General features: G+C 69.3%; 11 protein-coding genes. 8 read left to right on the top strand and 3 right to left on the bottom strand.

The features are described from left to right. Positions 1 to 26: 26 nt before the first annotated feature. The 3 genes from ACQG07_RS13485 to ACQG07_RS13495 all read left to right on the top strand — a co-directional run bounded on the left by ACQG07_RS13485 (position 27) and on the right by ACQG07_RS13495 (position 3,526). Positions 27 to 1,871 (top strand): DUF2207 domain-containing protein, encoded by a 1,845-nt coding sequence (locus ACQG07_RS13485; protein ID WP_426738525.1) that lies wholly within the window; start codon positions 27 to 29, stop codon positions 1,869 to 1,871. 144 nt (positions 1,872 to 2,015) lie between these two features. After that, positions 2,016 to 3,194 carry an inorganic phosphate transporter gene (locus ACQG07_RS13490; RefSeq protein WP_079707130.1) on the top strand — a complete coding sequence of 393 codons (1,179 nt, stop codon included), beginning with the start codon at positions 2,016 to 2,018 and terminating at the stop codon, positions 3,192 to 3,194. Next, positions 3,191 to 3,526 carry a peptidase gene (locus ACQG07_RS13495; RefSeq protein WP_079707129.1) on the top strand — a complete coding sequence of 112 codons (336 nt, stop codon included), beginning with the start codon at positions 3,191 to 3,193 and terminating at the stop codon, positions 3,524 to 3,526. Before ACQG07_RS13490 ends, ACQG07_RS13495 begins: the two co-directional genes overlap by 4 nt. Positions 3,527 to 3,684: 158 nt before the next feature. On the opposite strand, the gene ACQG07_RS13500 is transcribed toward ACQG07_RS13495, so the two are convergent. Further along, on the bottom strand, positions 3,685 to 4,962 hold the full coding sequence (locus tag ACQG07_RS13500) for a uracil-xanthine permease family protein (protein WP_079707128.1): 1,278 nt from the start codon (positions 4,960 to 4,962) through the stop codon (positions 3,685 to 3,687). Between the two features lie 135 nt (positions 4,963 to 5,097). On the opposite strand from ACQG07_RS13500, the gene ACQG07_RS13505 reads away from it, so the two are divergent. The 3 genes from ACQG07_RS13505 to ACQG07_RS13515 all read left to right on the top strand — a co-directional run bounded on the left by ACQG07_RS13505 (position 5,098) and on the right by ACQG07_RS13515 (position 9,209). After that, positions 5,098 to 6,549 carry an NCS2 family permease gene (locus tag ACQG07_RS13505; RefSeq protein WP_124769545.1) on the top strand — a complete coding sequence of 484 codons (1,452 nt, stop codon included), beginning with the start codon at positions 5,098 to 5,100 and terminating at the stop codon, positions 6,547 to 6,549. A 73-nt stretch (positions 6,550 to 6,622) separates the two neighbouring features. Continuing rightward, the gene (locus ACQG07_RS13510) at positions 6,623 to 7,525 is read left to right on the top strand and encodes a phosphodiesterase (protein ID WP_191941368.1); all 903 of its coding nucleotides are present in this window, start codon (positions 6,623 to 6,625) and stop codon (positions 7,523 to 7,525) included. Positions 7,526 to 7,730: 205 nt separating this feature from the next. After that, a complete protein-coding gene (locus ACQG07_RS13515) occupies positions 7,731 to 9,209 on the top strand; it encodes an aspartate ammonia-lyase (protein WP_159880323.1) in 1,479 nt (492 codons plus the stop codon). A gap of 74 nt (positions 9,210 to 9,283) precedes the next feature. Here the strand turns inward: ACQG07_RS13515 and ACQG07_RS13520 are convergent, their stop codons facing one another. Next, complete coding sequence (locus ACQG07_RS13520; RefSeq protein ID WP_370281973.1) at positions 9,284 to 10,186, bottom strand: fumarylacetoacetate hydrolase family protein; 903 nt, start codon at positions 10,184 to 10,186, stop codon at positions 9,284 to 9,286. A gap of 328 nt (positions 10,187 to 10,514) precedes the next feature. Here ACQG07_RS13520 and ACQG07_RS13525 point away from each other — a divergent pair, with 328 nt between their 5' ends. Together ACQG07_RS13525 and ACQG07_RS13530 are read left to right on the top strand one after the other, a co-directional pair. Then, positions 10,515 to 10,889, top strand: coding sequence for an FKBP-type peptidyl-prolyl cis-trans isomerase (locus ACQG07_RS13525; RefSeq protein WP_426738526.1), 375 nt, complete (start codon positions 10,515 to 10,517; stop codon positions 10,887 to 10,889). 88 nt (positions 10,890 to 10,977) lie between these two features. Next, positions 10,978 to 11,508, top strand: a complete 531-nt coding sequence (locus ACQG07_RS13530; RefSeq protein ID WP_426738527.1) for an adenine phosphoribosyltransferase — start codon at positions 10,978 to 10,980, stop codon at positions 11,506 to 11,508. Between the two features lie 3 nt (positions 11,509 to 11,511). Here the strand turns inward: ACQG07_RS13530 and ACQG07_RS13535 are convergent, their stop codons facing one another. Continuing rightward, positions 11,512 to 12,828 (bottom strand): MFS transporter, encoded by a 1,317-nt coding sequence (locus ACQG07_RS13535; RefSeq protein WP_426738528.1) that lies wholly within the window; start codon positions 12,826 to 12,828, stop codon positions 11,512 to 11,514. Positions 12,829 to 12,832: the final 4 nt, after the last annotated feature.

The following is a 12,832-nucleotide window of genomic DNA, read 5'->3' on the forward strand; positions in this document are numbered from 1 at the left end:
CCGGCACCCCTCCTAGACTTGGCCGGGTGAAGCCCAGACGTCGTCGCCTGTCCCCGGTCCGTGCCCGCTCGTCGCGGGTGCTCCTCGTCGCCCTGGCCCTGGCGGTGGGTGCACCACTCATCGCGACCCTGGCGAGCACGCCGCCCGCCGCGGCCGACGCTCGGACCGACGTGTCCGACTTCACCTTCGCGTCCTTCGACGGCGACTACACCCTGAGCCGTGGCGGCGACGGTCAAGCCGAGCTGCGCGCGGTCGAGACCTTCGTCGCGGAGTTCCCCGACTCCGACCAGAACAAGGGCATCATCCGAGCGATCCCGGACGAGTTCGACCGGGCACCACTGCACACGGAGATCGTCTCGGTGACCGACGCCGACGGTGCGCCCGTGGAGTGGGAGACCGACCGCGACGGTGACTTCCTCGAGCTGTCGCTCGGGACGGACGACTACGTGCGCGGCACGCAGAGCTACGTCATCACCTACACGCAGCGCGGCGTCGTCGGCGCCTATCGCGACACACGCTCCGACGAGTTCTACTGGGACGCGCCCGGGACCGGCTGGGACCAGCCGTTCGCCGACGCCAGTATGACGGTGCGGGTCGCGCCCGACATCGCCGACGCGCTCACCGGTGACGGCGCCTGCTACCGCGGGGATCCCGACGACAGCTCGCCGTGCGACCTCTCCCAAGCGGAGGACGCCGACGGAGACGTCTTCACGACCTCCTCCGTCCCGCTGCAGGCCCGGCAGACGCTGACGGTCGCGATCGGGTTCGAACCGGGCACGTTCGTCCAACCGGCCCGTCCCGGCGAGGCGCCGGTCTTCTCCATCGTCCCGATCGTCCTCGGCGCGCTGTCGGCCGCGGGGCTCGGAGCACTCCTGTGGATCCGACTGCGCTTCTGGCGGGATCACCCCGGTCGTGGCGTCATCGTGCCGCAGTACTCCGCCCCGAAGCAGATGAACCTCCTGCTGGCGGGCGACCTCGCCGGTCGCGCCGCCTCGTCGATGGCCGCCGAGATCGTCAGCCTCGCCGTCCGCGGCAAGCTCCGGATCGTGGACGGACCGGGCAAGAAGGACTACTCCCTGCAGTACCTCGACGACAGCGCGACGGATGAGCAGGAACGGCGCGTGCTCGCCGCGCTCTTCCCCGACCGGAACCGACCGCGGGAGATGAAGGAGGTCGACCCGGCGCTCGGCAAGGCGGTCACCGCGGAACTCGCGGCCGCCAAGCGGAACGCCCTCGACCTCGGCCTCCGACGCTCGGTCTCCTCCGGGCGGGCGTGGATCATCGTGGGGGCGCTCGCCGTCCTGGGCGTCGCCGGGATCGTCTTCTTCGGGGTCGCCTACTCCCAGCGAGCGGACAACGGCTGGTCGGTCGCCGCGCTCTTCGTGACCGGGATCGCGCTGCTCGCCGGGATCGTGTTGGCCATCGCACCGAAACCGCTCACCGCCACAGGTGCCGATGCGCGGGACGAGTTGCTCGGCCTCCGCGACTACCTGGCGCTGGCGGAGCAGGACCGCTTCCGCATGTTGCAGAGCCCCGACGGTGCCGAACGGGTGGACCTCGGCGACCCCGGCCAGCTCGTCCGGGTCACCGAACGGCTCCTGCCCTTCGCCGTGCTCTGGGGCGTGGAGCGCGAGTGGGCCAAGGAACTCGGTATCCGCTACGAGCAGGCCGGGAGTGCGCCGTCGTGGTATGCCTCGAACACCCCGTTCCAGGCGGCGATGTTCGCGAACGCGTTCTCCGGCTTCTCCGGATCGGCGTCGAGTACGTCGGCGTCCTGGTCGACCAGTGGGGGAGCGAGCTCGTCCGGCGGCTCGACGGGCGGCGGCTTCGCCGGCGGCGGCGGAGGCGGCGGAGGCGGCGGAGGGCGCTGATCGGCGTCGAGTTGACCTCGACCGGGCAGGGTGTAAGGATCGTGTACGGCGGGTGAACCGCCCGTATCCAGCACGTGAATTCCCCCCAAACATCTCGTCGGGGAGCACTGTGTCCGTATTCGCTCCGCCTCGAGAAAGACACCAGTGGAACTCGTTACCCTGACTGTCGTGCTGGTCATCGCACTGGCACTGTTCTTCGACTTCACGAACGGGTTCCACGACACGGCGAACGCCATGGCGACCCCGATCGCCACGGGCGCCCTCAAACCGAAGACCGCCGTGCTGCTCGCCGCGATCCTCAACCTCGTCGGTGCGTTCCTGTCCACGGAGGTCGCGAAGACCATCTCGGGCGGGCTCATCCGAGAGGGCGAGGGCGGCATCCGGATCGGACCGGAGCTGATCTTCGCCGGACTCATCGGCGCGATCGTCTGGAACATGCTGACCTGGCTCCTCGGCCTGCCGTCGTCCTCCAGCCACGCGTTGTTCGGCGGGCTCATCGGCGCGGCGATCGTCGGCGCCGGCTTCGGCTCGATCGACTTCGGTGTCGTCCTCTCCAAGGTCATCCTCCCGGCGTTGATCGCCCCCGTCACGGCGGGTCTGGTCGCCTACTCGGCGACGAAGCTCGCCTATCGGATCACGCGCCGCTATGACGGCAAGCCCGACGGCCGCGACGGGTTCCGGTACGCGCAGATCTTCTCCTCGTCCCTCGTCGCCCTCGCGCACGGTACGAACGACGCACAGAAGACCATGGGTGTCATCACGCTCACCTTCATCGCGGTCGGGGTGCAGGCGGTCGGGACCGGCCCCGAGCTCTGGGTCATCGTCGTCTGCGCCCTCGCCATCGCGCTCGGCACCTACATGGGCGGCTGGCGGATCATCAAGACCATCGGCACAGGGCTCACCGACGTCAAGCCGGCGCAGGGCTTCGCGGCCGAGACGAGCACCGCCGCCACGATCCTCGCGTCGAGCCACCTCGGCTTCGCCCTCTCCACCACGCAGGTCGCCTCCGGCTCCGTCATCGGCTCCGGCCTCGGGCGACGCGGATCGAAGGTGCGCTGGGGGACCGCCGGGCGCATCGCCCTCGGCTGGTTGATGACCCTGCCCGCGGCCGGCATCGTCGGGGCACTCGCCGCCGCCGTCGCCCACCTCGGCCTCGTCGGCATCATCATCGACGCCGTGGTGGGGGTCGGTGTCATCCTCACCATCTTCCTCATCTCGCGCCGGAACCAGGTCGACCACAGCAACGTCGTCAGTGAGGTCGCCGACTCCGGTCGTGCGGTCAAGATCAAGCGCAACCCCAAGCCCAAGAAGGTGAAGAAGTGATCGACTGGGCAGCATTCCTGATCGTCTTCGCGACGTCGCTCATCGGTGCGACCGCGATCGTCAGTCTGTACTCCCTCGGGCTCCGGCTCCTGACCACCGCCGGGCGCGTGCCCGTGGTGGCGCCGGCCGAGTTCACCGATGCGATCACGGTCATCACGCCGGAGGAGGCCGCGAAGGCGGCGAAGCGGGCCGCGAAGGCCGCTCGGAAGAACCCGTTGACTCCGGCGCAGCAGAACCTGGCCCGCGCCGGTGCCTACGCCTGCTTCGCCCTGTGTGCGGCGGCGGTCCTCTTCGGCATCTACCTGATCGTGCCGTTCTTCCACCAGGGCTGACCCCTGGGGTTCGCCAGCGCACCGCGCTGACGCGAACCGCACCTACCCGGCGTGAGCGCGGGTCACACGCGTGGGCGCGGGGCTCCAGAGACCCGCGCTCACGCGTACGATCGGCGCTGACGCCAGCGCACCGCGCTGACGCAGCCGCACCGGATGGGTCAGGCGGTCTTCCGCCAGCGACCGATGGTCGTCATCACGTGGTAGATGACGATCGCGGCGATCGTGCCGAGCGCGATCCCGTTGAAGCTGACGTCGCCACCCGCCACCCAGGTGAAGTCCGCGATGCCGATGATGAGCGCCGTCGCCGCGGTGAACTGGTTGACGGGCTTCGAGAAGTCGACCTTGTTGTCGAGCCAGATCTTCACGCCGATGATCCCGATGAGTCCGTACAGGGCCGTCGTGACGCCGCCGAGGACGCCCGCCGGGATGGTGTTGATGACCGCACCGACCTTGGGGGAGAGGCCGAGGAGGACCGCGAACAGACCGGCGACCCAGTAGGCCGCCGTGGAGTAGACCCGCGTCGCCGCCATGACGCCGATGTTCTCGCCGTAGGTCGTCGTGCCCGAACCGCCGCCGAAGCCGGCCAGCATCGTCGCCAGACCGTCGGACAGGAGCGCGCGACCGGTCTGCTTGTTCACCGAGGCGTCGGTCATCTGCGCGACGCCCCGGATGTGCCCGACGTTCTCGGCGATGAGGACGAGCACGACGGGGAGGAACGCCGGGAGGACCGCCCAGACCGCCGGGTTCGAGATCGGGTTGTCCGCGAGGTGGAACTCGGGGAGGCCGACCCACGCGGCGTCCGCGATCTTCGAGAAGTCGATCTCCTGACGGATCGCCGCGACGATGTATCCGACCACGACACCGATGACGATCGACAGTCGGCCGAGGATCCCGCGGAAGACGACGGTCGACAGGATGACGGCCGCGAGCGTCACGAGGGCGGTGATCGGAGCCGCCACGAAGTTGTTCTTCGCGGCGGGGGCGAGGTTGAACCCGATGAGCGCGACGATGGCACCGGCGACGACCGGCGGCATGAGCGCATCGATCCACCCGGTGCCCGTCACCTGCACGATGACGCCGACAAGCGCCAGGAGGAGGCCCACCGCGAGGATGCCGAAGAGGGCGCTGCCCATGCCCTGGCTCGCGACCGCGGCGGAGATGGGGGCGATGAAGGCGAATGACGAGCCGAGGTAGCTCGGCACGCGGTTCTTGGTGATGACGAGGAACAGGATGGTGCCCACACCCGAGAAGAACAGCGTCGTGGTGGGCGGGAACCCGGTCAGCACGGGGACGAGGAACGTGGCGCCGAACATCGCGACGACGTGCTGCATGCCGAGGCCGATGGTCCGCGGCCAGGTGAGCCGTTCTCCGGGGCCGACGATCGCGTGGGTCGGGACGTGCTTGCCGTCGCCGTGCAGAGTCCAGGGCAGCGCCATGTGAGCTCGATTCCGTGAGGAGGGTGCTGGGTAAGGGGTCCAGCCGATCGTAGCGGCACCCTCGCATCCCGGTCGTCGCGGGGCGGTCCGCCGTGCCGGTACGCTGGTTGCTTCGATGCAGACCCAGGAGGTCCAGTGACCACGACGCCCACCGCTCCGCGCTCGTTCCGAGAGCGTCTCGACGGTTTCTTCGAGATCAGCAAGCGCGGTTCGACCGTCGGAGGCGAGGTGCGCGGCGGCCTCGTGACCTTCGTCGCGATGGCCTACATCGTCATCCTCAACCCGATCATCCTGAGCGGCTCGGCCGACGTCACCGGTGGCGAGCTCGGCTTCGCCCAGGTCGCCGCCGTGACCGCCCTGACCGCCGGCGTCATGACGATCCTCTTCGGTCTCGTGGCGCGGCTGCCGTTCGCCTTCGCGGCCGGCCTCGGCATCAACTCGTTCCTCGCGGTCAGCGTCGTCGGTCAGGTCACCTGGGCCGAGGCGATGGGCCTCGTCGTCATCAACGGGCTCATCATCGTCCTGCTCGCGGCGACCGGACTCCGCGCCATGATCTTCAACGCGGTGCCCATCCAGTTGAAGATCGCGATCACGGTCGGCATCGGCCTCTTCATCGCCTTCATCGGCTTCGTCGACGCCGGCTTCGTCCGCTCGACGGGCGCCGGTTCGCCGCCCGTCGGCCTCGGGATCGAGGGCTCGGTCGCCACCGTGCCGACCGCCGTGTTCGTCATCTCCCTGCTGCTCACGGGTGTGCTCGTCGCGCGCAAGATCAAGGGTGCCCTGCTCATCGGCATCGTCGCCTCCACGATCATCGCCATCATCGCCGAGGCCGTCTTCAAGGTCGGCGCCTCCAACGGCGGCGAGAACCCCGGTGGCTGGAACCTGAGCGTCCCGACCCTGCCCACCCAGGTCGTCGGGATCCCCGACCTCAGCCTGCTCGGCCAGGTGAGCTTCGGCGGCTTCGAGCGCATCGGCGTCCTCGCCGCGCTCATGCTCGTCTTCACCCTCGTGTTCACGAACTTCTTCGACGCCATGGGCACGATGACCGGGCTCTCGAAGGAGGCCGGTGTGGCGGACGCCAAGGGCGACTTCCCGCGACTCCGCTCGGCGCTCATCGTCGAGGGTGTCGGCGCGGTCGCCGGTGGCGCGACCTCGTCCTCCTCCTCGACCGTCTTCATCGAATCCGGCGCGGGCATCGGCGAAGGGGCACGGACCGGCCTCGCGAACCTCGTGACCGGTGCGCTGTTCCTGCTCGCCATGTTCTTCACGCCGCTCACACAGATCGTGCCCTCCGAGGTCGCCGCCGCCGCGCTCGTCATCGTCGGGACGCTCATGATGTCGCAGATCAAGGACATCGTCTGGACCGAGTTCTCGGTCGCGCTCCCGGTGTTCCTGACGGTCGTCGTCATGCCCCTGACGTATTCGATCGCCAACGGCATCGGCGCCGGCTTCATCGCCTGGGTCGTGCTCCGCTCCCTGTCCGGGAAGGCGCGCGAGATCAGCCCGCTGCTGTGGGTCGTCGCAGCCGGGTTCCTCGTCTTCTTCGCCCGCGGACCCATCGAGCAGCTCCTCGGCGTCGCGTCCTGACCGTCCGCGGTCGGCCGCCCTCGGGTGGTCGACCGCGGCGGAGCACGTCGGCGGTGGCTCCTAGACTCGGACCATGACTTCCGACGTCCGTTTCGGTCAGTACCCGGCTCCCGACAGGGTCATCGTCCATCTGAGCGACCCGCACCTCCTGGCCGACGGCCGACGCCTCTACGACGCGGTCGACGTGCAGGCCAACCTGGAACAGGCCCTCCGTCAGATCGAGCGGATGCAGCTCCGGCCCGACGCGATGGTGTTCACGGGCGACCTCGCGGATCTCGGAGAGGCCGACGCGTACCGTCGGCTCCGGGAGCGGGTCGAGCCCGTCGCCGAGCGACTCGGCACCACCATCGTCTGGCTCATGGGCAACCACGACGAACGGTCGGTCATGCGGACTGAGCTCCTCGACCTCCCGGCAGGGGAGCAGCCGCTCGACGCCGTCTGGGACTTCGGCGGCTTGCGCGTCATCGGCCTCGACTCGACTGTCCCGGGGTGGCACCACGGTGAGCTCGAGGACAGCCAGCTGCAGTGGCTGGAGTCGGTGCTGGCCACGCCGGCGCCGCTCGGCAGCATCCTCGCCATGCACCACCCGCCGGTGCCGTCGAGCATCCCGTTCTTCGACATCCTCGAGCTCCGCGACCAGCACCGGCTCGAGGCCGTGCTGCGCGGGAGCGACGTCCGGGCCATCCTGGGCGGCCATCTGCACTACTCCACCTCGAGCACCTTCGCCGGCATCCCCGTCCAGGTCGCCAGCGCGAGCTGTTACTCGATGAACCTCTCGCTCCCGTCCGTGGAGGTGAACGGGATGTTCGGCGGTCAGTCCTTCAACCTCGTGCACGTCTACGACGACCGCATCACCCACTCCACGGTCCCGCTCGGTGACTACACCACCGCCGACACCTTCAGTGCGGCGTTCATCGACCGCATGGCCGCGCTGAGCCCTGCCGAGCGGCTGGAGGCGTTCTCGCGCAAGCGCTGAACCGCAGGCACGGAACCGCAGGCACGGAACCGCAGGCACGGAACCGCAGGCACGGAACCGTCTCGGGTCCAAGACACCGCAGAGGCATCGCGGATCGTACCCGGCTACGCTGGAAGGGACATCCACCCACCAGGCAACGGAGCCACGAGTGACGATCAGCACCACCAGCAGCAGCATCCCCACCACCCTTGGAGCAGACGACGACATGGCGGACAGGACGAACAGCGACGAGACTCGGACGGAGTCGGATTCACTCGGTTCGATGGAGATCCCGGCCGACGCGTACTGGGGCATCCACACGGCACGCGCGCTCGAGAACTTCCCCATCACGAAGCGTCCGATCTCCGTCTACCCCGACCTCGTCGTCGCCATCGCGAGCGTCAAGCAGGCCGCCGCCCGCGCGAACGCCGAGATCGGGGTCCTCGACCCGGCGAAGGCGAACCTCATCGACCGCGCGTGCCAGATCATCATCGACGGTGACTTCCACGAGGAGTTCATCGTGGGCGTGATCCAGGGCGGTGCGGGTACGTCGACGAACATGAACGCGAACGAGGTGATCACGAACATCGCGCTCGAGCTCGCCGGTCATGCCAAGGGTGAGTACCAGTTCCTGCACCCGCTCGACGACACCAACCGGTCGCAGTCCACCAACGACGTCTACCCGACCTCGATCAAGATCGCGCTCGCGTTCTCGCTGCAGTTCCTCCTGACGGAGCTCGGCCTGCTGCGCGACTCGTGCAGCGCGAAGTCCGTCGAGTTCTCCCACGTCCTCAAGGTCGGGCGCACGCAGCTCCAGGACGCCGTCCCGATGACCCTCGGGCAGGAGTTCCACGGGTTCGCCACGACGCTGAACGAGGACTACGACCGCCTCCACGAGACCCTCTGGCTGCTCGCCGAGGTCAACCTCGGTGCCACCGCGATCGGGACGGGGATCACCGCCGACCCGCGCTATGCGGAGGCCGTCGTCCGTCACCTCAACCAGATCACGGGCCTCGCGCTCACCACGGCACCCGACCTCATCGAGTCGACGAGCGACGCCGGCGGGTTCATGTCGTTCAGCGGCACCCTGAAGCGGAGTGCCATCAAGCTCTCCAAGATCTGCAACGACCTGCGTCTGCTGTCGAGCGGTCCGCAGGCCGGCCTCGGCGAGATCAACCTGCCGCCCCGACAGGCCGGATCGAGCATCATGCCGGGCAAGGTCAACCCGGTCATCCCGGAGGTCGTGAACCAGGTGGCGTTCAGCGTCGTCGGCGCCGACATGACGGTCACGATGGCGGCCGAGGCCGGGCAGTTGCAGCTCAACGCCTTCGAACCGGTCATCGCCCACTCGCTGCTGCAGAGCATCGTCTGGATGGCACAGGCGTGCAGGACGCTGCGGGTGAACTGCATCGACGGCATCACGGCGAACGAGGAACGGCTCGAGGTGATGGTCGGTGCGTCCGTCGGCGTCATCACCGCCCTGACCCCGTTCATCGGGTACCAGTCGGCTGCGGCGCTCGCGAAGACCGCGCTGCTCACGGGCCGCAACGTCGCGGACCTCGTGGTCGAGGCCAACCTCATGACACGCGACGAGGTGACGAAGCAGCTCTCGCCCGCGCGGCTCTCGGGGATCGAGGCCATCACCTCGGCCATCCCGATCATCGACCTGCCGATCCCGGGAGCGGACTCCGACCCGAGCCGCTGACCGACGCGGCTGTACACGACGAAGCCGTCCGGACCAGGGTCCGGACGGCTTCGTCGTGTGCTGTGGGGGAGTCGCTACCCGGCGGTGACCGTGCAGTGCGTCGTGAGCGATCCGACGCCTTCGACGGACACAGTGACGGTCGCGCCGTCGGTCAGGAAGACCTGCGGGTCGCGCGAGTATCCCGCGCCGCCCGGGCTGCCCGTCGAGATGAGCGTTCCGGGCAGGAGGGTCGCGGAGCCCGACAGGTGTTCGATGAGCGTCGCGACGCTGCGGACCATGTGACTGGTCGAGGAGTCCTGGAGCGTCACGCCGTCGAGGACGGTCGAGATGTGGAGGTCCTGCGGGTCGGGGATCTCGTCCGCGGTCACGACGACCGGGCCGGTCGGGGTGAACCCGTCGAAGGACTTGCAGCGCGACCACTGTGCCTCGGAGTACTGGATGTTGCGGGCGGTGATGTCGTTGACGACGGTGTACCCGAACACGTACCCGAGCGCATCGGCCGCATCGACGTCGCGAGCGGCCCGGCCGATGACGACACCGAGCTCCGCCTCGTAGTCCACCTGCTCGCTGATCGCCGCCGGCCAGCTCGTGGTGCCTTCGTGACCGGTGAGCGAGTTCGCCCACAGGCCGAAGATGGTGGGGGCGTTGTCGGTCTTGAGGTTGAGCTCCTGCGAGTGCGCCGAGTAGTTGAGCCCGACCGCGAGGATCGTCGGCGGACGGAGGACCGCGGACGCGTGGACGAGCCCGTCGAGGGGTTCTCCGCTGACACCGTGGGCGAGCGACGTCTCGACGAAACTCCGCACGCGGTCCAGCTCGGCGGGGCCGCGCTCGATGAGCTCCTGGAGGTCGCGCGGGGCGTCCTCGAGGATCTCGTCGAGGAACACCGCCCCGGTGTCGCTGATGACGGCGAGTCGGACCCGCGGCTCTGCGGGGGTACTCGGCTGGTGGTCTGTGGCGACGAAATGGGCGAACTTCACCCGTCTACGGTATCGCAGGCGCGTCGGGCGCGGGCGTTGTGGACATACCGGTCCGAGCTGCGGATGCCCGGACACGACGGAACGGGATGCGAGGCGGATCCCCGGGCGACGGCCCCGGACAGACTCATCGCCCGGTGCTGCGGCAATGCCTGCGAGTCGCCCGGGCGATGAGTTGGTCTGTGCCTCCAGCATGCACCCGGGTGCCACGGCCCGCAACCCCCAAGTACCGGGCGCAGCGCCACGACCACCCCACCCGGCGTCGGACCGGGCGTCACGCGCTCAGCGAAATCCGCGTGAACCGATCAGACGGAACTGCTTGGATGGAGTCATGACCGATTCAGCACGCATCAAGCCCGAGGTCGACGCCCCCACGGGCCCGGCCCCCACCGAACTCGTCATCGAGGACATCTTCCTCGGCGAGGGCGACGAGGCCCAGGCCTCCTCGACCGTCGACGTCCACTACCTCGGCGTCGGCTACGACTCCGGCGAGGAGTTCGACTCCTCCTGGAGCCGCGGGCAGTCCATCAACTTCCCGCTGCGCAACCTCATCCAGGGCTGGCAGCACGGCATCCCCGGCATGAAGGTCGGCGGCCGTCGCAAGCTCACGGTCCCGCCGGAGCTCGCCTACGGTCCGGCCGGCAGCGGCCACCAGCTCTCCGGCCAGACGCTCGTCTTCGTGATCGACCTCCTGGGCGTCAAGTAACCATCCGCAGGTCACCCCTCGTCTCTCTCGACCGACGCGTCGCTGAGGCGAGGGGTGTCGCATGTCTCCCAGACCGAACGAGGACCACATGACCACCGCAACCCAGTACGTCGACCGCCTGACGGCGACCATTCCGGACTTCCCGACGCCCGGCATCCTGTTCCGCGACCTGACCCCGGTCTTCGCCGACGCCGACGCCTTCCGCGCGATCATCGACGAGCTGGCGGGGCGCTTCGAGGGTCGCTTCGACGCGGTCGCCGGTGTCGAGGCCCGCGGGTTCCTGCTCGCCGCGGCGGTCGCGTACGCGACGCACACGCGGCTGGTCCCCATCCGCAAGGCGGGCAAGCTGCCGGGTGAGGTGCTCCGCGAGGACTACGGCCTCGAGTACGGCGCCGCCGCCCTGGAGCTGCGCACCGAGCAGCTGCCGGCCGGGACGCGCGTGCTCATCCTCGACGACGTGCTCGCGACGGGCGGCAGCTGCGGTGCGGCGGTCAACCTCATCGAGCGCGCCGGATACGAGGTGGCAGGGCTCGGGCTGGTGCTCGAGCTCGAGGGACTGCCCGGCCGAGCCTCGCTCAGCGGTCGCGACGTCTTCTCGATCGCCACGGCTCCCGCCTAGGCGCTACGGCGTCGGCGTCCGGGCGTCGTAGCGGCGGAAGGCCCCCTGGACGCGGACGAGCGTCCAGACGAGCACGACGACCAGGAGTCCGCCGGCGAGCGCCGGTACCCAGAGCGCGAAGGCCGAAGCCGCGAGGCCGATGTAGAGGTCGCCGACGCGGGGTCCGCCGGTCACGACGACGGTGAAGACGCCCTGCAACCGACCCCGCACGGCATCGGGCACGGCCGCCTGGAGGATCGTCATCCGGAAGATCGAACTGATGTTGTCGGCCGCTCCGGCGACGGCGAGTGCGATCGCCGCGATCACGATGGCGGGCAGGTTCGCATCGGCGGCATCGTGCGTCGCCGTTCCGGAGAACGTGACCCACGCGAGGACCGCGCCGAAGCAGGCGATGGCGAGCCCGTAGACGATGATGGCCCGCTCGATGGCGCGGCCCTGACGGTCGATCCGGCCGAGTCGTCCGGAGACGAGGCTCGACAGCAGGGTGCCGACCGCGCCGGCTGCGGTCAAGACCCCGACGGTGATCGCGCCGCCACCGAGCAACAGGGTGCCGACGGCGGGGTAGAGCACCCGTGGGTTGCCGAACGTCATCGCGACGATGTCGACGATGAACGTCATCCGGACGTTGGGGGCCGTCCGGAGGAAGGTCCAGCCGTCGACCAGGCTCGCGAGGCCCGGAAGTCGACTGACGCCGCCTTCGGGCAGGATCTTCGGCAGCGACGCGATCCCGAGGAAGGCGGCGACGAACAGCACGACGTCGATCGTGTAGGTCCAGCGGAATCCGACACTGGCCACGAGGACGCCGGCGAGTGCGGGACCGACCGTCACCATGACCCCCGCGGCGATGCCGGACAACGCCGCGGCGGACGGCAGGAGGCGGGCCGGCAGCAGCCGGGGGAGGATCGCCTGCCGCGTCGTCCCGACGATGGTCGTCGACACGGCGTTGATCGTCGTGAGGAGGTACAGCGGCCAAACCAGCTCCGAACCGCTCCAGGCGAGCACCGCGATGATCGCCGTGGACACCCACGTGACCACGGCGGCCGTCAGGGCGACCGTGCGTCGGTCGAACGCGTCCGCGAGCATGCCGCCGTAGAGCCCGAAGCAGATCATCGGGATGAGGGCGATGACGCCCACGAGCGAGACGGCGAACGTCGACGCGGTGAGGTCGTAGACCTGGAGGCCGACGGCGACGATGGTCATCTGGCCGCCGATCCCGGTGATCGCCCCGCCGATCCACAGCCGGGCGAAGGCCGGACTCTCCCGGAGTGGACTCAGATCGACGAGGAGCCCGCGCCGCCCGGATCCGGGTGCAGCGCTCACCGGG

The sequence above is a fragment of the Plantibacter sp. 2H11-2 genome (assembly GCF_050031945.1).
In the GTDB taxonomy this organism is placed as follows: domain Bacteria; phylum Actinomycetota; class Actinomycetes; order Actinomycetales; family Microbacteriaceae; genus Plantibacter; species Plantibacter auratus.